The sequence below is a fragment of the Chryseobacterium sp. WLY505 genome, from assembly GCF_030846215.1.
Taxonomy (GTDB): domain Bacteria; phylum Bacteroidota; class Bacteroidia; order Flavobacteriales; family Weeksellaceae; genus Chryseobacterium.
Window position 1 is genome coordinate 121,008 of record NZ_JAVCWI010000009.1, and the last position, 18,751, is coordinate 139,758.

An 18,751-nucleotide genomic window follows, 5' to 3' on the forward strand; every position below is an offset into this window, starting at 1 on the left:
TTGTGTGTATGTTTATTAATTAAAGACTAAGAAAAGCCACTCCGAAAGATAAAACGGAAATAATAATTCCAGCCATAAAGATCTTATAGGTAATGGATAAAAGCTTATACTTCCTGTTAAGAACTTTTCCCAGATAATACAGGTCCTTCACCATAGAATCATAGATATAATCCCTGTCTTTAATAAGGTCTTTCATCGCATTGTTATAATCGTCAAACAACATCTGCTGAAAGTTCCCAAAGAAAAGCAGGTTTACTTTTCTGTTGGTAATATCTTCAGAAGTAAATGTTGATTTTGTTACATTCGGTTTGGTGGACAGAATCGCAAATATAATCGTCAGTACACTAGACAGCAATAATATGAAACTTGGAAGAATTAAATGTGAATTTTTTGGAGCATCCAGCTTCGGAACCAATACAGAAAGACAGACCGAGATAATAATGGCATTTACCGATAAAAGAATATTGGCTTTACTGTCTGCAATGTCACTTAATCTTGTATGATTGTTCAGTGTAACTCTGAATAAGGTATCTACACTTCTGTCTGATTTTTCCTTTTCTTTTTTACCTTCCGAAACGTCTTTTTTATTTTCTTTTTTCTCCTCTTCTTTTTCCAGCTTCTTTTCGATCTTTTTGATGTTTTTCTTTTTCAGAGGTTCCCAGTTTTCCTTGGCATAATCCGTATAAAAAGTATGCTTATTTTTCAGCATATCCAGATTTCCGGCATTCCATTCTTCATTGGAAAAACATCTTACATTGGTAAGTTCCCATTCTTTTCTTAAAGCATCGGAAATATCACTGTAATCATGGCCTGCAAAATGGCTGAAATCGGCATCCTTTACAATTTTTTCCAATAGATTCTGAGGTTCGTAATGTATTTTAGTGGCAAGAATCAGTTTTTCAACATCTGCAATATAGTTTTCAGGATAATTTTCCTGTTGTAAAAAGGCTTTCATCACCTCCACACTTCTTTCCTCATGGTTCAGGGCACATTCTATATACCCCGTATCATGAAACCATAATGCTACGAGTACCTTCTCCTGATCCTCCTCAGAAACAGGGGTATTTTTCATGATTTCCTCAGCCTTATTCACTGTATAGGCAGTATGGATAAAATTATGATAAAAATATACTGAAGATAACTTATCTTTGAATAAGATTTCAACATAATTTTTAGCTTTTTGTAAAATGCTCATCCCTGAAATTTTGTTAATGTAAATTTATGAATTTATCCTTTAAAACTCATCTAAAAAATACTTCTATTGTTCTTAGAACAGTAATGTCCGCAGGAGTCCTTTATTCCTGTGCTACCTATAACGTGCAAAAGGGCGAAAACTTATATGAAGTAAAAGATTCCGAAATAAAATCCGATAATGATTTTAAACTTTTTCTGGTTGGAGATGCAGGAAACTCAGATGAACCTCAGGCACAAAAAACTCTGAATTTACTGAAAAGTAAACTGGATTCTGCAGATAGCAATTCTATGCTGATCTTTTTGGGCGACAATATCTATCCCAATGGGATGCCTAAAGAAACAGATAAAGATTACGCCACAGCAAAGCAGAAACTGGAAAATCAGCTTTCCATAACCAAAAATTTCAAAGGGAAAACACTTGTAATTCCGGGCAACCATGATTGGTATAACGGATTGGAAGGGTTGAATAACCAGGAAGCACTGGTTAAAAAATATCTTGATGATAAAAAAGCTTTCTTACCAAAAAACGGCTGTCCTATTGATGATATCAATGTTTCCAAAGATATCAAACTTATTGCCATCGATACAGAATGGGTGATTGCCAACTGGGACAATTATCCCGGAATCAACAAAAACTGCAATATCAAAACCCGTGAAGATTTTTTCACAGAATTTAAAGATCTGATCATTAAAAATCAGGGAAAAAAAATAATTGTTGCCCTACATCATCCCATCATCAGCAGTGGAACTCATGCAGGTTTTAATTCTGCAAAATCCCATCTCTTTCCTTTAAAGAGTAAAGTTCCTGTTCCTGTGGTGGCAAGTGTAATCAATATATTGAGAAGTTCCTCAGGAGCCAGTCCTGAAGATATCAATAATCAGCATTATGCAGATCTGGCCAACCGACTGAAAAGTATTGTTCAGGATAAAGAAAACATTATTTTCGTATCCGGCCATGACCATAACCTGCAATATCATGAAGATGGAAACTTAAGACAGATCATCAGTGGTGCAGGTTCTAAAACAGATCCCTCTACCATTGTAGAAAAAACAGACTTTTCCTACGGAGGCAGTGGTTTTGCGGTTTTAAATTTCAGAAAAGATGAAAGTACAGATGTTGAGTATTTTTCAACCAAAGATGCCCAGCTTCAAAAGCTTACTCATATTTCCGTGATTTCCAAACCGGATGTATTTATCAATAATTTCCCCAATTCTTTTCCTGCCACATTTTCTTCCACCATTTACCCGGTAGCGCTTACTGAAAAAAGAAAGTTTTACCGTTGGCTTTGGGGAGATCATTACAGAAGATATTATGGAATTCCTATTGAGGCTCCAACCGCTAATCTTTCAGAATTGAACGGAGGATATATTCCTTTCCGGGAAGGTGGAGGAAACCAATCCAACAGTTTACGATTGAAATCTGCAGACGGACAGGAATTCGTCATGCGTGGAGTGAAAAAAAGTGCCATCCGTTTTCTGAATAATATGGCTTTCCAGAAAAGCACATTGGGAGAAGAGCTTGCAGATACATTCCCAGAAAAATTTTTACTTGATTTTTATACGACCAATCATCCGTTTACCCCATTTACGATTGGAAATATGTCAGAAAAACTGGGTATTTTTCATAGTAATCCGAAACTGTATTATATTCCCAAGCAGCAGGCTTTGGGAAGATATAACGAAAACTACGGGGATGAAATGTATATGATTGAGGAACGTTTTTCTTCCGATCCCAAAACATTAGCTTATCTTGACCATGCAAAAGACATCGTTTCCACCGATGATGTCCTTAAAAACCTTGGTAAAAGTGATAAATATTCTGTAGACAGGGAATCCTATATCAGAGCAAGATTATTTGATATGCTTATCGGTGACTGGGACAGACATTCCGACCAGTGGAAATGGGCGCAATACGAAGAGGGTGATAAAGTGATCTATAAACCCATTCCAAAAGACAGGGATCAGGCATTCAGTAAATATGACGGGGCGGCCTTTAAAATCATTATGAATGTTCCTGCCATCCGTCATATGAAAACCTTTACAGAAGATATCAGCAGTGTAAAATGGCTCGCTATGGAACCTTATCCGATGGATCTTGTATTCTTAAAAGGTGCAGACCAGAATGAATGGGAAACCCAGGCCAAATATATTCAGGAACATCTTACGGATGCGGATATTGATGAAGCATTCCACAATCTTCCTAAAGAAGTGCAGGATGACACCATTGCTGAAATTCAGAGAAAACTGAAAACAAGAAAAACCAAACTTCAGAGCTATGCAGCACAGTATTATGATGTACTGCAGAAAAAAGTTCCTTTGGCAGGAACGGTACATCCTGATAAGTTTATCATCACCAAAAACGGACATTCCGTACTGGTACAGCAATATTATCTGGGTAAAAACAAAGATCAGAATGAGCTGGTTTTTGAAAAAACTTATCACGATTCTAAAACAAAAGAATTATGGATCTACGGACTGGAAGATGATGACACCTATGTGGTGACAGGAAGCGGAAATCCGAAAATGACGATCCGACTGATTGGCGGATATAACCATGACACCTACAACGTTGCAGATGGAAGAAAAGTGAAAATCTACGATTTTAAATCTCAGAAAAACACTTACAATTCCGGAAATGCAACCAAGAATATTACGGATGATTATGACATCAACAGCTATAATTATAAGCATCCTAAATATAATTCCGTTGCCGGATATCCCAACCTGGATTACAACCCGGATGACGGGGTGATTGTAGGCGTTCTGGCCAATTACACGGTGAATAATTTTATCCGTGACCCATTTACTCAGAGACACAGTTTAAAAGCTAATTTTTATACGGCTACAGCAGGATTTAGCCTTACCTACAAAGGTGTATTTAAAAAAGCAATCTCAGGTTGGGATATCAACCTTGATGCATTTTATACAACACCAAGATTCTCTCAAAACTTCTTTGGACTTTCCAATGAAAGTGAATATGACAAAGAAGATACAGAAAGAGAATACAACAGAGCCAGAATTTCCAAATTCAACTTTGCTCCATCCATCTCTCAAAAGAGCTGGATGAACCTAAGCCACCAGTTTCAACTGACTTTTGAAGATAATAAAGTACAGAGAAAGGCTGACCGTTTCATCAACCAGTCACCGGATGTGAGACCTGGCGTGTTCAACAGCCAGCAGTTTTTAGGAGCCAATTATACCTTTGGTTATAAAAATGCGGATAATACAGCCTTTCCTACTCTTGGACTGGAATTTATGCTGAATGCTGACTGGAAGGCAACCCTTTCCGATTTTAATAAGAATTTCGTGACCATAAAAGGAAAGTTGGCTATTGATCACAGGATTGATAAAAAAGGGAAATTTGTATTCGCCAATTCCAGCAATGTGATGTGGATTAATAACAATAATTTTGAATTTTATCAGGCTGCAGCTATCGGAGGTAATAATGGAATGAGGGCCTTCAGAAACGAGAGATTCTCAGGAAGATCCTATTTTACCAATAACTCGGAAATCCGATGGGATTTTGGAAGAGTAAGAAATAATATTGTACCTGCCAATATGGGGATTCTTATCGGATATGATACCGGTCGTGTCTGGAATGACCATGAAAATTCCAGAAAATGGCATCAGTCTGTGGGTGCAGGAGTATGGCTGAGTATTGTGGAAATGATGTCTGCAAGATTGAATTATTTCTATGGTTCAGATGGCGGAAGAATTTCTGCCGGAGTGGGAATGAAATTTTAAAGCTTCTATAGGAAAAAGTTGATGACCACTCTTATAACGATCACCTCAAATCAATTTTTGTAAAATGTAATAATTAAAATTTTATCTTTACATTTTTGACTGATACGACAAATATGGCTTTTAATTAAAAGCCATATTTTCAATGGTATAAGTACAGATATCTTTCTTATATTCCCAAAATTCAGGTTGACAAATTAAATTTATTTGAATTTCAGTGCAACGTAATTTGATGATTTATCCATTCATTACAAAAAGAAAACCTAAAGATCTGATTATATCGGCCATAAGAAAAAATCTCAGGAAAGTAGATAAATATCTACAAGAAATTAAAAAAATCACAAAATAGTGACATTTAAAAAAAATAATTAATCCACATAATTATTTCACGTATTATTGATATAGAAAAGTCCTTCTCTCACTCAATAGTATTCACTTTTTTACAAATTACGGGTTATAAAAAAAAGATAATTTTGTTATCAAAAATAACAATAGATCAATCCGATGAAAAAAAGATTATGGATGACATTCTTTCTAATCATGTCATTTTTAGCCAATGCTCAAATAGGAATATTAACCTCTACTCCACAGAGAACACTGCACGTTAATGGTTCATTACAGCTGGTAAAAGAATTCAATGTAGGAGGGTCTGAAAATGTTCAGGGTACTGCAGGAAAGGAGGGAGAGTTTTTAAGTTCCAACGGGGCCGGAACATCACCTGTATGGAGAACTGTAGAATCGCAAAATTTTTTAAAGATTGTTTTTACGGGCCAGAAAACAAATATCTCACCCAGCACAGGCAGTTATACAGGGAGCAGCAGCGCAACAGACTATGACGGACCATCCAGAAATTATGTCTATAATATCGTCAATAAGATAGATAATAATTATGTTTCCTATGATGCCAATACAGGGATATTCACAGTTAACAGGACCGGATATTATAACATTTCAACTTACTTTTCTTATAACTTAAGCTTGAATGGAACCAATCAGACTGCGGGGACAGCAATCTCAAGACTTCAGAGAAGTTCAGATATGAGTGATTATATTTCGGCAGTGTCTACTGGACACGGAGAAAGAACAGAAAATATATATCATCAGCTGACAGGTATAAAGCTTCTCAATTCCGGAGAAACCTTTTCTCTGAGATCCGTTTATACTCAGAACTTCAGATTAACCTCAGGCAATATCAGCATTTCTTATCTGCTTCCTTAGAATTGAAGCCCTGCAGTTTTACTGAACGCCTCAGATTCTTCACAGGTCATACTATTGAAAACAGAAATACTTTGCACGATCAACAACAAAATACTTAATCTAATGAAAAAAAAATTATTACTGACATCGTTCCTAATCATGTCATTCGTAGCCAATGCGCAAGTGGGAATACTAACACCAACTCCGCAGAGAACATTGCATGTTAACGGCTCACTGCAGCTGGTAAAAGAATTAAACGTTGGAGGTTCTGAAAGTGTACAGGGTACCGCAGGTAAAGACGGCGAATTTTTAAGTTCCAACGGCGCCGGTACAGCTCCTACATGGAGAAGTATAGAATCTCAGAATTTTTTAAAAGTAGTTTTTGTAGCGAATAAGGATAATATATCACCCAGTTCCGGCAGCTATACCGGAAGCCACCTAACCGGAACTTTTGAAAACTTTTCTAAAAATTTCATCTATAATATTGTTAACAAAATAGATAATAATTTTATTTCCTATGATGCAAACACTGGGATATTTACGGTCAATAAAGCAGGTTTCTATAATGTAGCAACCTACTTTACATATGATTTAAACCTCAATGGAACCAATCAGACAGAAGGAACAGCAACATCACAACTTCAGAGAGAGGCTGATACCCAAAACTTAGTTTCAGCAATATCAACAGGACATGGGGAGAGAACAAACTATGTATATCATCAGCTTACAGGCATACAATCTTTTGCTGCCGGAGAAACTTTCAGGCTCAGATGTATATACACCCAGGATTTCAGATTATCAAAAGGTAATATCAGTATCTCCTATCTTACGCAGTAAACAATGCAAGCGTCATCATTTCCATAACATTCATCCATTTTAAAACCCTACAGATTCCTCTGTAGGGTTTATTTTATCTGCTATTGCAATGGAAAATATAATAGCACCTGGCCATTATTATCGTAATTGTAGGTCCATTTTGATTTGGATATGCCTGGCTGCGGAGGTACACCGGTATCAGGATAATCAGCATATTCAGTCACTGATTCCTTAGCTCTGAAATTATTTTTTGATAAACTCTTTTCATAAAAATCATCATTAATCAAAAATAATTTTTTAAATGGATTTTTAGCATTGTCAAAATCTGAATACAACGTAGTGGTGAACTGCTTGTCCTTACCACTCGTCTTTTCTAATGTTTCACTTTTAGAGAGATTACTATTTGCATCAAAGTAATATGTTGTAAAAAATTCCTGATAACCAAGTTTAGTATATACACTTACCGTATTGGATCCATAGGTATAAGTTCTTGTCATCTCAAGTTCGGCAACAGTTCCATTCTTATAATACTTTTCAGCCTTAACAGGTCTGTTGTTTTCCATCAGGTAAGAAGTCGTTCTATATCCGGAAGTCATTTCCGGTTCAAGATAATCTACTTGTACCTTATTGTTTGTATAACTTAACTGAGTAATTACATCAGGATAAAAAAATTGAGAATTTCCGGTTACGAAATAGTTTCTTCCAAGCATTTTCTGTAAACGTCCATTTTCGTAGAAAAACCGATAGTATTTATCTGGACTCATTAATGCTGTGCGCTGATCCATCAGAAAAATATACCCTTTATCAGGTTGTAAATCTTCAGTTTGATTTTCATTTACAGTTATAAACTCATCATTAGTACTACTGCAAGAGGATAACCCTAGTACCAATAAGATATAAAATATTTTTTTCATAGTTATTTAATCAGCTGCAAAGATAAAGGTTATAGTGAAAAACTATACACATTTCCCCCTTCATCTTTCCCTTTCTCATCTGCTATCATTAATGTTTTATCATCAAAGAATACCAGAGCTTCCTTCTGGGAATTATGATTCAAAGGAATTTTTTGAATTTTAGCAGTACTGAAATTATCTGCAGTAAACCCACTCAGAACATGAACATTTTTATGGGTAAGCAACACGATTTTATCTTTTGTACTGTTGATACTCGCAGAGGTAATAGCAGCATCATTATACCCTCCATCAAGCTTTAATTTTCCTATAAGCTTCGCTTCAAAATCACCCTCCTTATTCGGTAACTGGAATACAAGGAAAGTTCCGTCAAAACCTTTGCTTCTGTTTTTGGTGAATAAGTAAAAATTTCCGTCCATTTCAACAAAAGCTTCACAGTCATACAACAGATTTGATTTTTTTGGAGGGAACTCTGTCTGCCCCTGATAATGGAATTTTGTAGTCTGGGTAACTTTGGTTACAATTTGTTTGGTATCTTTTAAATCTGTTTTTAAGATCGCCAGATCCTGTCTGTTATTGTCATTATTTCCAAAATCTCCGATATAGATATTTCCCTGAGAATCAGATATAATATCTTCCCAGTCTGTATTTTCAGCATTTTCTACCGGTATTTTTGCCAGCATATCGCCTTTATCGCTTAATCCGTATACTGCATTTTTATTTCCCCTGTCTTCTATCACCCAGATGGTTTTCTTATCTTGCGACAAAGTAATTCCGGAAACTTCCTTCAACTTTTTCGGTAAGGAAAACTGAACTTTCAATTCATCCTCCTTCGTAGGGGAATTCTGAGCTTTTGGATTGCAGCTGAATAAAAGAAAAGCAGGTAAAATAAGAAAACGTAACATATTTATTTTTTATTTTTTAATTGAATGTAAGAAGCATTAATTGTTCCAATCGGCAACTATGAAAGTTTTTTTGCTTTTTCCCAGAGAACATCCATTTCTTCCAGAGACATATCTGCCAGTTTTAAATCCTGCTCCTCGGCAAGACCTTCCATCTTTTGAAATCTTGAAATAAACTTCAGATTGGTTCTTTCCAACGCAGAATCCGGATTGATTCCTGAAATCCTTGCATAATTAATCAAAGAGAAAAATACATCACCCAGCTCCTGCTCTTTTTTATCCAAATCAGTCTCTGCATGAAACTCCTGAATTTCTTCATCTACCTTTTTCCAGGCGTCTTCAGCATCGTGAAACTCAAAACCGATTCCTTTTACCTTATCCTGAATTCTGTAGGCTTTCACCAAACTCGGCAGACTTTTCGGAACTCCACCCAAAATAGATTTATTTCCTTCTTTTAATTTTAATTTTTCCCAGTTCTGCTTCACTTCTTCTTCATCCTTCACTTCCGTATCTCCATAGATATGAGGATGACGAAAGATCAACTTTTCATTCAGGGAGTTGATAACATCTGCAATGTCAAAGCTTTCTTTTTCCGAACCTATTTTAGCATAAAAAACCAGATGAAGCAGGACATCGCCCAACTCTTTCTTTATTTCCTGTAAATCATTCTGCAAAATGGCATCTGAAAGTTCATAAGTCTCCTCAAGGGTAAGATGGCGAAGGGATTCTAACGTTTGTTTCTGATCCCATGGACATTTTTCACGCAAATCATCCATAATATCCAGTAATCTTCCAAAGGCGTCCAGTTTCTCTTGTTTCGTATTCATAGTTTGAAAATTCAATCTCATACAAATGTAAGGGATATTCGGACATCATTACAAACGTTGGAAGTAAAAGTTGCGGCATGCAGAATTCGGATATTGGATATGTAAACCTAACAGGTTTTCGAAACCTGTTAGGTTTGGAATACTAGCACGCAATTATCTTTTGTCTGAAAAAACAAAAAACCTTGTCCGGAAATTCCAGACAAGGCTTTGTATCTTTAATTCAAAAATGAATTATCCTTGTTTTCTGTGTGTACTTTTCGGAGCTGATTTAGCAGCGGAAGTAGCTTTTACTTTTGGAGCTGCTGGTTTTTCTGCTTTTGGAGCTGCTTTTTTAGCTTCTTTTTCAATGCTTACTTCCTCAGCTGGCTCACCTTCTAAAGTTTCAGGCTCTGCTTTTACAAAGCTATCAGGAGTGATATATCCTGCTTTCTGAAGGATATTATACCACTGAGCCAATTTTTTGATATCAGAAGAATATACTCTTTCTGTATCATAGTTAGGAAGAGATGCCAACATGAAATCTTTCAGATCTGCATCAGAAGATTTATGAGAGATTGTTTCCTTATAATCGTTGTTTTTAGCAATATTTTCAAATACTTCAAACAAAGGAACTTCTTTCTCAAATGTAAACATGGCAATATTATCCAATAAACTTACCTGGCTTGAGTTTCCAATGCTTACTTTTTTCTTGTTGGTAACATCTTCAATGATGAATCCGTTTCTTAATTGAGAAACTAATTTGAAAAGTCCTGGTTTTCCAGAAATTGAAATTATTTTTTCTAACAGCATAATTTTATTTTTTGTAAATTCTGCAATCAGCACTAGCTTTTTGCTTTTTATTATTCGTTTTAATCCTTATTTAATTACTTTGGAAATCTCATTTTGTAACCGATGTTTACGTCACCCTGAGAGATTTTAGTCAGCTTACCTTTTACCAGTTTCTTCTTCAGAGCACTCAGGTGGTCGGTAAACAGAATCCCTTCAATGTGGTCATATTCATGCTGAATTACGCGGGCTCTAATATCGGAAAAAGTTTCTGTATGTTTCACAAAATTTTCGTCATAATATTCAATAACGATTGTTCCTTTTCTTTTCACATCTTCTCTTACATCCGGGATAGAAAGACAACCCTCATTGAACTTCCATTCTTCCCCTGATTCTTCAAGAATCTGAGCGTTGATGAATACTTTTTTGAACTCTGCCAACTCATCTTTAATATCTTCATAGTCCTCATCTTCTGCAAGAGGCGTCACATCTATTACAAACAGACGGATATCCAGACCAATCTGTGGCGCTGCAAGACCTATGCCATTTGCGCTGTACATGGTTTCGAACATGTTATCTATCAGTTCCTGTAATTCGGGATAGTCTTTGTCTATATTTTTTCCTACTTTTCTCAAAACAGGATCCCCAAAAGCTCTTATCGGTAATATCATCTTAATCTTTGTTCTAAAAAATTCTGCAATATAATTGTTGCACTTACTTTATCTATTAATCCTTTTTCCTGCCTCTTTTTCTTACTTTTTCCACTTTGGGAAATAAAAAATGAAGCCATCTTGGAAGTAAATCTTTCATCAAAACGGTGAACTGCAATATCCGAAAATTCTTTTTTAAATTCTTCTATGAATTTTAAAATATCGGTTTCCACTTCCGAAACATTTCCTTTCAAATCTATGGGAAGCCCAATCACTACTTCATCCACCTTGTTTTCACTGAAATATTTTTTCAAAAATTCCATTAAAAAACGGTTCTCTACAGTCTCCAGTCCACTGGCTATAATCTGCATATCATCGGTTGCAGCGATACCACAACGAGCCTTTCCGTAGTCTATTGCAAGGATTTGTCCCATAAGTTTGCAAATTTAGTAAAATTTACTGATTTTATTCATAACGCAGTTTTTTTATATAAATCATGTTTTATTCCATTATTTTTTTTATAATTTTAATCTTCCAAAAAACAATTATATGAAGAAACTCATCCTCGTTAGACATGCAAAAAGCGACTGGCCGGAGGAAACGGAGGACTTTGACAGACCTTTGGCAGACAAGGGTTTGGAGGATGCTATGCACATGTCCAGATTCCTGAAAAGCAATAATATTTCTATAGACCATTTTGTATCGAGCCCGGCGGTTCGTGCACTGAATACCTGTAAAATCTTTAATCAGGCGTATCAGCTGAACTGTTCAACTGATGAAAAACTATATAACCCTTCGGAAAGAAGCTTTGAATCTGTAATTTATGATCTGGATGACAACCTGAATTCGGTGGCGTTCTTCTCTCATAATAATGGAATTTCCAATTTTGCCAATTCCATTTCTGAGGATATTTTCCATTTCCCCACTTGCGGCGTTGCAGGCTTTGAAGTAGACTGCCAATCCTGGTCAGAATTCGACGGTGCTAAAAAGAAACTTCTTTTCTTTTATGAACCGGGGAAAATATAATTTCACTTTTCTATTTTTTTCTGTTGCAGTACTCCTTCTTTTCTCTTGTCAGAAACAGAAGAAAAATTACTATGAATCTATTGCAAGCAATGACATCAAACTTTCCTCTTCTCCAAAACCCGGAAGCTGGCGGTATAATCATGATGAACATTTCCAGACATTTGAAGATTTTCAAAAATTAAAAAGAATAAAACCAGGACCTGGAAAGAATACCATTTATCTTCAACCCATAGGAGCATTCGATGAACTTCAGAAAAAAGAAATAACCCTCACAAAGGAATATTTAAAAACATATTACCAGCTGGAGACGAAAATACTCCCCACTCTGCCTAACAAGATATTCACCGAAAATGTAAAAAGAATTTCAAAGGAAGGGAATGAACAGATTCTTGCAGGATATGTACTGGACAGCATTCTGATCAGAAGAAAACCAAAAGACGCTGTCGTACTGATGGGAATTACCGAAAAAGACCTTTTCCCAAAACCGGAATGGAACTATGTTTTTGGATTGGCTTCTTATGAAGATGGTGTAGGAGTAACTTCGATGTACAGATTTGCAGGCGGACATTTGACCCATTCAAATTTCAATGAAAGCCTTTTAAGACTAGTAAAAATCAGCTCACACGAGATTGGTCACATGTTTGGAATCAGCCATTGTCTGAATGCTAATTGCGTGATGAATGGGACCAATTCCTTAACTGAAACTGATTATCATTTTGCCAGAGCCTGTTCGTTATGCCAAAGAAAACTCAATTCAAGCATCCGTTACAACAATAAGAAAAGACTTCTTGAGTTAAAAAATTTCTTTGAAAATCAACATCTTAACACAGAGCTTACGCTAGCAAATCAGGATCTGAATCTTGTACAATAAACCAACATTTGTTGTACCGACTGCTCATTCCCTCCACCGGAGGGGTGGCAAAAAATTTATTTTTTGACGGGGTGGTTATCTTCGGCTAAAGCCATTATTGTTGTAAACATGAAAAACGGTCTTCCTTCTTGAACTGGTGTTCGTAACCTTTCAGCTTATGCTCATGATGATCGCCCGTTCCTATTGAATTATTTCAGTTCTCATTTTCAATGAGCATTAAAATGAGTGTTATCTGTGAATAAATCAGCGGCATTCGTGGTTAACAAACAAAAAAGAACGGACCAAAGCCCGTTCTCTATAAATATCTTATATGATTTCGATTTTATTTCTTCTTCAAATCCAGATCATCAAAATCAAAACTGAAATCCGTCACATCAGAGATCGCTTTCAATTTTGCAGATTCTGCTTTTCCGTTTTCGTCGTAGCTGAAAATAATGTAGGCATCCGCATCATAACTTCTGTCATCCCATTTGATAATAAAAGAATTATTAGAGTAAGGAAGTAATTCTCCTTTTAATCTCGGAGAGTTTTTACATGAAATTCTGTAGGTATTTCCTTGCTGGGCAATGTCTACATCACCAAACCAAACGTCATTATATGTCCCTGTAAACTGTTCTGCCTTTGGCTGCAGTGCTTTTTCTTTTTTGAAAGCTTCAGATTTTGCAAAAGCATCTTTCTTCTGTTTGTTGAATTCAGCTTCCATTTTAGACATTCTTTCGCCATAGGTTTTCAGCCAGTTTCTGTCGGCAACCCCAAGATAAGAATCTTTCACGGTATTCGTAATGGTATTGAAAGCTGCTCCGGACTGTTGGTTCGTCAATACTACAATTCCGAGTTTCATATCCGGAATTAAAGTAAATTGGGTAACGGTTCCAATCAGTCCACCAGTATGCTGTACCTGCTTGTGTCCTTTAACATCACTTAGAAACCATCCTAAACCATATCCGTAAAAACTTGTATCATAAGGATTTTTTGCAGCCACCCTATCTGGAATCTGCAAGCTCCATAACTGTTGTACATTCTTATCAGAAACCAGTTTTTTTCCGTCTTTAGTAGTAAAGTTATTCAACAGACATTCTGCCCAGGTTGTCATATCTTTGATATTACTCATGATTCCTCCTGCTGCATTGCCTGTCTCATTCCAGTCGTGAGGAACAGCAATTGCTTTTCCGTCTACAGGAGCGTGTGCATCAATTTTATTAGCAATAGCTTTTGCTCTGTTGTAGCTTCCGAAACTTGAAGTCATGCCTACAGGTTTCATAATTCTTTGCTCAATAAATTCTGCCCAGCTTAATCCGGAAACTCTGTGAATGACTTCTCCGGCTACAATAAACATAATGTTGTTATAATCTAGTGTTGTTCTGAAAGGATTTTCCGGTTTCAGGTATCTCACATTGTGAACGATATCGTTAACAGTTAAATTTCCTCCTTCCGGAAAGAACATAAGATCTCCCTGACCAAGTCCTAGCCCCGCTCTGTGGGTAATAAGATCTTTGATTGTTACATTTTGGGAAACGTAAGGATCATACATTTGAAATTCAGGAATATATTTTGAAACTTTATCATCCCAGTTAAGTTTTCCTTCATCTGCTAAGATGGCTAATGCTGTACAGGTAAAACCTTTTGAGTTGGAAGCAATCCCTACCAGCGTATTGTCATCCATCGGCTGCTTTGTTGTAAGAGAACGTACTCCAAACCCTTTGGAATAGATCATTTTACCATCTTTCACAATTCCTACCGACATTCCTGGTACATCAAAGGTTTTCAGGGTATTTTGGATCAGTTCGTCCAGTTTTTTTTCTTCAACCTGTGCGTTCGCCAATCCTACGGTCAAAAGAAAAATGAAAAAAGAAAGTTTCTGTTTCATTGTTTATTTTAATTTTCCCAAATTTACTAAATATTACGCATGCTAATTTTAGCCGTGCTAAAACTTTACGATAAATCAGTTGTATTCATGAAAAAGCCTATTTGTATCTGTATTTTCTCTCTTTTCGCTATCGTTGGGATCAAAGCCCAGGACAGAACTTCAAATCCTTTACTTTTACAGACCTGGAATCTCAGTAAAATGGATACCTATATTTATACTTATGAAAAACAGGATGGTTTTGAAGCAAGAAGAGAAGGAATAAGATTTCAGAAAAATGGAAAAATAACAGGAAATCTCATTAAATCTACCTTAAAATATGATACCCTGGAAGAACCTGTTAATAAGAAAAATGAAAAACCGGACCGTTATATCGGGAGCTGGAAAAAAGCATCAGATTCTACAGTAACTTTAGTTTTCCCTTCCAATACCAATATGACGGGTACTTTTGTTATTTCAAAGCTTACAGAGAATCAACTGAAACTAAAAAAGGTTTTCAGCGCAGATATTGAAAAGAAAATGGATTCTATCAGAAAAACAAAAAATATTACTGATTAGGATCTCCTGCGAATTGATAAAAGCTTCTTTATATTTGCAGTCTTAAAAAAATAGTAAAATGGCAGTTAACAGATTATTGGCTTTCTTCTTATTGATGATAAGCTGTAATTTATATTTCTCTCAGAATGTAAGCATCAAAGACGATAAGGTTTTATTGGATGGAAAACAGATCCTGAAGGCTGAAAAAATCAATGTGGCACAGTATTCATTTTTCTCAATGAAAGATGATGAAGAAGTTCTTCTTTACCGTTATATGGATAATGAAACGCCAAGCTATGTAAGTGATGATTATTTTATCCTGAATTTTCTGACAGAAAAAGTAAAGGTAGAATCTACGGATATTGCTAAAATTGCCAATTTTATGAATTCCAAAAAAGGAATGGAAAAGCTGATAAAATGGCTATTGAAAGAAAGAGTAATCAACCACGACGGGGAGCTTAATCCTGACCGTGTAGCTGTTTTTAAAGATAAATACAACGAAAATATTACCGAAAGAACCCTTAGATAATGACAAAAGTTCTTCTCCTCTCCGACTCTCATTCTTATATTGATGACAGAATTCTGGAATATGCTTCTCAGGCTGATGAAGTATGGCATTGCGGGGATTTCGGAAGTCTGGATGTCATTGAGCAGCTGGAAAAAATAAAACCACTGAAGGGTGTTTACGGAAATATTGATAATGCTAAAATTCAGGCAGAATTTCCGGAAGTGAACCGTTTCTTTTGTGAAAAACTGGAAGTTCTGATGATCCATATCGGAGGTTATCCGGGAAAATATACTCCACTTACGAAAAAAGAAATGGCAGAGAAAGCTCCGAAATTATTTATTTCAGGGCACTCTCATATTTTAAAAGCGATGTATGATGAGAAAAACAGCCTTCTTCATCTGAATCCTGGAGCTTGTGGTAAACAGGGCTGGCATAAAGTAAGAACCATGATGCGCTTTGTGGTGGATGGTGAGGAAATCAAAAATCTGGAGGTCATTGAACTGGGACCAAGAGTGTGATGGGAGAGAGTGTGTGAAAGTTGAAGGGTTTGAGTGTTGAAGAGTTTGAAGGTAGAAGAGTTTGTGTTCATCCGTTTTACTTTCTACCTTTGCACAAATAATGGCTCACAGAAGTCTAGAAAAATATGAAAATTGGCGATAAGGTTTCGGTAGTAGATGAAGATTTAAGCGGAATAATTACTTCCGTGAAGGGAAATATTGTCGTTTTTAAAGATGAATATGGTTTTACCCATCAATACCCAAAAGAAAAACTGGTTCCTAAAGATGCTGATCTTTATGAAAATATCAGAGTCGTAAGAAAAGCGGAGCCTAGAAAAATCATTTCTAAAAAACATCAGAAAAATCATTTGGTTTTAGACCTGCATTTTCATAATTTGGTAAAGAATCCCAATGATTACGACAGTTTTGAAAGATTGTTTATTCAAAAGGAAAAACTGATTGAAGTGATTGAGTTTTGCAGAAAAAACAACCTGAAGAGACTGGAAATTGTTCACGGCATTGGTGACGGTACTTTGCAGAGGATGGTCCGGGACGTACTGGAAAGCCAGGTCAATATTGATTTTTATAATAAGGAAATACTTCACCATCAATCGGGTGCGGTAATGGTAGAATTTCACTAAATTTGCAGGAATTGAAATATGAACGTACTTAATTTACTTTTTACCAAAGACGGATTGATCTCCCAGATTGTTAAAAACAAAAGCATTCTGGAGGAAAAGTCTTATTTCGTTACTGAAGAGACACCGGCCAATCTTATTGACCAAAAGCTGGATGAAGTTCTTATAAAGCAGCGCTATGACGAAATCCATGTGATTTCAGCATTGAATCATTTTACCCTGATGCCGGAAGGTTTTTCAGAGCATGAGGCAGGATTTGATCTGATTGCCTTCAACGCTCCTACTGACAGAGAGAAGGAAGAACTGATGCTTTCTATCAACAAAAAATTCAATATTCAGTTTTATTATACTTTCCCGAAAAACTACTATAAGAAAATAAAAGAGCTGGCAATACCGGTTCATTTTAATTTCTCGGGAGAAAAGTTTTTAAGTTCAATCAACAATAAAACGAGTAAAGAAATTCACATCAACCTCTATCATAATCAGTGTGAGTTTTTTGCGATTGATAATAAGAAAATCATTCTTTATAATAATCTGGATGTCAATTCTGAAGTAGATTTCCTTTACTTCATTATGTTTACATTGAGCAAGATTGGTTTCGGAATCAATGAAACCACTTTTTATGCTTATGGAGAAACTACGGAAAATGAAACGTTTATTTCCGAACTTCAGAAATTTGTTAAAAACCTGAAAATTGTTTTTGACAATATTCCCAACAAAAATTTTATACTTAATTAGGTTGCAGGCCGCAGGTAACAGCAATTAAAACACATTCACCTGCCTCCTATAATCTACTACCTAAACCCTAACAACACTATGTTCAGAATCATATCAGGCAAATGGAAAGCCAAGAAAATTGCCGCTCCGAAAAACTTTGAAGTAAGGCCTACCACCGATTTTGCAAAAGAGGCTTTATTCAGCATTCTGGAAAACAAATACGACATGCAGTCGATTTCCGTGCTTGATCTTTTTGCAGGAATTGGTTCTATCACCCTGGAATTTGCTTCCAGAGGGTGTCAGAATGTGACTTCCGTAGAATTGAATCCAAAGCATACGGCATTTATCAACACTACGGCTTCTGAACTTGATATGGCACTTCAGATCAATGTGCAGAGAGGAGATGTCTTCGACTGGCTTAAAAAATTCAGAAATAAAAAATCATTTGAGATTGTCTTTTCTGATGCTCCTTTTGAAATGGAAGAGAAAAAATACCACGAGCTGATTTCTCTGGTTTTAAACAATAAATACCTTAAAGAAAATGGGGTTCTTATTGTAGAACACCAAAGCCGAATGAAGCTTGACCATCCCAATTTAATAGATACCCGAAAATACGGAAACGTAAGTTTCAGTTTTTTTGAACCCAATAAAGAAGATAATCAGGAACTTTAATTCCTGATTATTTTTTGTGATATTACGGGAGACTCTTCACCCCATTTTGTTATCGCTTCTAACACTGGTAAAAGCGTCTTTCCAAAGTCTGTCAATTCATATTCTACCACTAAAGGAGGTTTTTCCGTAAAAACTTTTCTGTCCACAATTCCGTCTTCTTCCAGTTGTTTTAGCTGTAAACTCAGTGTTCTTTCCGTAATGGTAGGAATAGACTTTCTTATCTCGTTATAACGCTTAGCACCGCCAATAAGATGGTGTAAAATTACTGCTTTCCATTTCCCTCCTATAAATTTCATTGTGACGCTGGTACAGCAGGGATAGGATTTATTATCTATTGTATACATTTTTATACTATCATTTTTTACCGTTATTGCAAAGTTAATAAACTTAAATTACTTTTGTAACTATAAAAATGATA

Annotated in this window: 20 protein-coding genes; 11 read left to right on the plus strand and 9 right to left on the minus strand. The window is 35.9% G+C overall.

Translation table 11 applies throughout. From position 1 onward, the window contains the following. Positions 1-19: 19 nt before the first annotated feature. Positions 20-1,195 (minus strand): Pycsar system effector family protein, encoded by a 1,176-nt coding sequence (locus RAH34_RS17615; RefSeq protein ID WP_306596970.1) that lies wholly within the window; start codon positions 1,193-1,195, stop codon positions 20-22. A gap of 26 nt (positions 1,196-1,221) precedes the next feature. Here RAH34_RS17615 and RAH34_RS17620 point away from each other — a divergent pair, with 26 nt between their 5' ends. The 3 genes from RAH34_RS17620 (at position 1,222) to RAH34_RS17630 (ending at position 6,969) form a co-directional block, all read left to right on the plus strand. Next, positions 1,222-4,938, plus strand: coding sequence for a metallophosphoesterase (locus tag RAH34_RS17620; RefSeq protein ID WP_306596971.1), 3,717 nt, complete (start codon positions 1,222-1,224; stop codon positions 4,936-4,938). A 519-nt stretch (positions 4,939-5,457) separates the two neighbouring features. After that, a complete protein-coding gene (locus RAH34_RS17625) occupies positions 5,458-6,153 on the plus strand; it encodes a hypothetical protein (protein WP_162800916.1) in 696 nt (231 codons plus the stop codon). A gap of 102 nt (positions 6,154-6,255) precedes the next feature. Further along, positions 6,256-6,969, plus strand: coding sequence for a hypothetical protein (locus RAH34_RS17630; protein WP_114820923.1), 714 nt, complete (start codon positions 6,256-6,258; stop codon positions 6,967-6,969). Positions 6,970-7,049: 80 nt separating this feature from the next. Here the strand turns inward: RAH34_RS17630 and RAH34_RS17635 are convergent, their stop codons facing one another. From RAH34_RS17635 to ruvX, 6 genes are all read right to left on the minus strand, one after another. After that, complete coding sequence (locus RAH34_RS17635; RefSeq protein WP_306596972.1) at positions 7,050-7,862, minus strand: hypothetical protein; 813 nt, start codon at positions 7,860-7,862, stop codon at positions 7,050-7,052. 29 nt (positions 7,863-7,891) lie between these two features. Then, positions 7,892-8,764: an SdiA-regulated domain-containing protein gene (locus tag RAH34_RS17640; protein ID WP_306596974.1), complete on the minus strand. Its 873-nt coding sequence runs from the start codon at positions 8,762-8,764 to the stop codon at positions 7,892-7,894. Between the two features lie 56 nt (positions 8,765-8,820). Further along, complete coding sequence (mazG, locus tag RAH34_RS17645) at positions 8,821-9,588, minus strand: nucleoside triphosphate pyrophosphohydrolase (protein WP_306596975.1); 768 nt, start codon at positions 9,586-9,588, stop codon at positions 8,821-8,823. Between the two features lie 231 nt (positions 9,589-9,819). Beyond that, positions 9,820-10,377 carry a DUF5606 domain-containing protein gene (locus RAH34_RS17650; protein ID WP_306596976.1) on the minus strand — a complete coding sequence of 186 codons (558 nt, stop codon included), beginning with the start codon at positions 10,375-10,377 and terminating at the stop codon, positions 9,820-9,822. 74 nt (positions 10,378-10,451) lie between these two features. Then, positions 10,452-11,024: a peptide deformylase gene (gene def / locus RAH34_RS17655; RefSeq protein WP_306596977.1), complete on the minus strand. Its 573-nt coding sequence runs from the start codon at positions 11,022-11,024 to the stop codon at positions 10,452-10,454. Beyond that, complete coding sequence (ruvX, locus tag RAH34_RS17660; protein ID WP_114820926.1) at positions 11,021-11,437, minus strand: Holliday junction resolvase RuvX; 417 nt, start codon at positions 11,435-11,437, stop codon at positions 11,021-11,023. The genes def and ruvX overlap by 4 nt, the downstream gene beginning before the upstream one ends. A gap of 115 nt (positions 11,438-11,552) precedes the next feature. Here ruvX and RAH34_RS17665 point away from each other — a divergent pair, with 115 nt between their 5' ends. Both RAH34_RS17665 and RAH34_RS17670 read left to right on the plus strand, forming a co-directional pair. After that, positions 11,553-12,029: a histidine phosphatase family protein gene (locus tag RAH34_RS17665; protein ID WP_114820927.1), complete on the plus strand. Its 477-nt coding sequence runs from the start codon at positions 11,553-11,555 to the stop codon at positions 12,027-12,029. Beyond that, complete coding sequence (locus RAH34_RS17670) at positions 12,010-12,900, plus strand: archaemetzincin (protein WP_306596978.1); 891 nt, start codon at positions 12,010-12,012, stop codon at positions 12,898-12,900. The genes RAH34_RS17665 and RAH34_RS17670 overlap by 20 nt, the downstream gene beginning before the upstream one ends. Positions 12,901-13,222: 322 nt before the next feature. Here the strand turns inward: RAH34_RS17670 and RAH34_RS17675 are convergent, their stop codons facing one another. After that, a complete protein-coding gene (locus RAH34_RS17675; protein WP_306596979.1) occupies positions 13,223-14,767 on the minus strand; it encodes a serine hydrolase in 1,545 nt (514 codons plus the stop codon). A gap of 87 nt (positions 14,768-14,854) precedes the next feature. Here RAH34_RS17675 and RAH34_RS17680 point away from each other — a divergent pair, with 87 nt between their 5' ends. The 6 genes from RAH34_RS17680 to RAH34_RS17705 all read left to right on the plus strand — a co-directional run bounded on the left by RAH34_RS17680 (position 14,855) and on the right by RAH34_RS17705 (position 18,333). Beyond that, entirely contained in the window at positions 14,855-15,322 is a 468-nt protein-coding gene (locus RAH34_RS17680) for a hypothetical protein (protein WP_306596981.1), read from the plus strand. A 58-nt stretch (positions 15,323-15,380) separates the two neighbouring features. Beyond that, positions 15,381-15,830, plus strand: a complete 450-nt coding sequence (locus tag RAH34_RS17685) for a hypothetical protein (protein WP_114820931.1) — start codon at positions 15,381-15,383, stop codon at positions 15,828-15,830. Then, the gene (locus RAH34_RS17690; protein ID WP_306596982.1) at positions 15,830-16,327 is read left to right on the plus strand and encodes a metallophosphoesterase; all 498 of its coding nucleotides are present in this window, start codon (positions 15,830-15,832) and stop codon (positions 16,325-16,327) included. Before RAH34_RS17685 ends, RAH34_RS17690 begins: the two co-directional genes overlap by 1 nt. A 125-nt stretch (positions 16,328-16,452) precedes the next feature. After that, positions 16,453-16,947 (plus strand): Smr/MutS family protein, encoded by a 495-nt coding sequence (locus tag RAH34_RS17695; RefSeq protein WP_306596983.1) that lies wholly within the window; start codon positions 16,453-16,455, stop codon positions 16,945-16,947. A gap of 18 nt (positions 16,948-16,965) precedes the next feature. Then, entirely contained in the window at positions 16,966-17,682 is a 717-nt protein-coding gene (locus RAH34_RS17700; protein WP_114820934.1) for a DUF3822 family protein, read from the plus strand. Positions 17,683-17,760: 78 nt separating this feature from the next. Continuing rightward, entirely contained in the window at positions 17,761-18,333 is a 573-nt protein-coding gene (locus tag RAH34_RS17705; RefSeq protein WP_306596984.1) for an RsmD family RNA methyltransferase, read from the plus strand. Here RAH34_RS17705 and RAH34_RS17710 read toward each other — a convergent pair. Then, a complete protein-coding gene (locus tag RAH34_RS17710) occupies positions 18,330-18,677 on the minus strand; it encodes a helix-turn-helix domain-containing protein (protein ID WP_306596986.1) in 348 nt (115 codons plus the stop codon). The genes RAH34_RS17705 and RAH34_RS17710 overlap by 4 nt on opposite strands. Between the last annotated feature and the right edge of the window lie 74 nt (positions 18,678-18,751).

Excerpts from the sequence above, each read along its gene's own strand:
- RAH34_RS17615 (WP_306596970.1), bottom strand. The coding sequence starts at position 1,195 with ATGAGCATTTTACAAAAAGCTAAAAATTATGTTGAAATCTTATTCAAA.
- RAH34_RS17620 (WP_306596971.1), top strand. The coding sequence starts at position 1,222 with ATGAATTTATCCTTTAAAACTCATCTAAAAAATACTTCTATTGTTCTT.
- RAH34_RS17625 (WP_162800916.1), top strand. The coding sequence starts at position 5,458 with ATGACATTCTTTCTAATCATGTCATTTTTAGCCAATGCTCAAATAGGA.
- RAH34_RS17630 (WP_114820923.1), top strand. The coding sequence starts at position 6,256 with ATGAAAAAAAAATTATTACTGACATCGTTCCTAATCATGTCATTCGTA.
- RAH34_RS17635 (WP_306596972.1), bottom strand. The coding sequence starts at position 7,862 with ATGAAAAAAATATTTTATATCTTATTGGTACTAGGGTTATCCTCTTGC.
- RAH34_RS17640 (WP_306596974.1), bottom strand. The coding sequence starts at position 8,764 with ATGTTACGTTTTCTTATTTTACCTGCTTTTCTTTTATTCAGCTGCAAT.
- mazG (WP_306596975.1), bottom strand. The coding sequence starts at position 9,588 with ATGAATACGAAACAAGAGAAACTGGACGCCTTTGGAAGATTACTGGAT.
- RAH34_RS17650 (WP_306596976.1), bottom strand. The coding sequence starts at position 10,377 with ATGCTGTTAGAAAAAATAATTTCAATTTCTGGAAAACCAGGACTTTTC.
- def (WP_306596977.1), bottom strand. The coding sequence starts at position 11,024 with ATGATATTACCGATAAGAGCTTTTGGGGATCCTGTTTTGAGAAAAGTA.
- ruvX (WP_114820926.1), bottom strand. The coding sequence starts at position 11,437 with ATGGGACAAATCCTTGCAATAGACTACGGAAAGGCTCGTTGTGGTATC.
- RAH34_RS17665 (WP_114820927.1), top strand. The coding sequence starts at position 11,553 with ATGAAGAAACTCATCCTCGTTAGACATGCAAAAAGCGACTGGCCGGAG.
- RAH34_RS17670 (WP_306596978.1), top strand. The coding sequence starts at position 12,010 with ATGAACCGGGGAAAATATAATTTCACTTTTCTATTTTTTTCTGTTGCA.
- RAH34_RS17675 (WP_306596979.1), bottom strand. The coding sequence starts at position 14,767 with ATGAAACAGAAACTTTCTTTTTTCATTTTTCTTTTGACCGTAGGATTG.
- RAH34_RS17680 (WP_306596981.1), top strand. The coding sequence starts at position 14,855 with ATGAAAAAGCCTATTTGTATCTGTATTTTCTCTCTTTTCGCTATCGTT.
- RAH34_RS17685 (WP_114820931.1), top strand. The coding sequence starts at position 15,381 with ATGGCAGTTAACAGATTATTGGCTTTCTTCTTATTGATGATAAGCTGT.
- RAH34_RS17690 (WP_306596982.1), top strand. The coding sequence starts at position 15,830 with ATGACAAAAGTTCTTCTCCTCTCCGACTCTCATTCTTATATTGATGAC.
- RAH34_RS17695 (WP_306596983.1), top strand. The coding sequence starts at position 16,453 with ATGAAAATTGGCGATAAGGTTTCGGTAGTAGATGAAGATTTAAGCGGA.
- RAH34_RS17700 (WP_114820934.1), top strand. The coding sequence starts at position 16,966 with ATGAACGTACTTAATTTACTTTTTACCAAAGACGGATTGATCTCCCAG.
- RAH34_RS17705 (WP_306596984.1), top strand. The coding sequence starts at position 17,761 with ATGTTCAGAATCATATCAGGCAAATGGAAAGCCAAGAAAATTGCCGCT.
- RAH34_RS17710 (WP_306596986.1), bottom strand. The coding sequence starts at position 18,677 with ATGTATACAATAGATAATAAATCCTATCCCTGCTGTACCAGCGTCACA.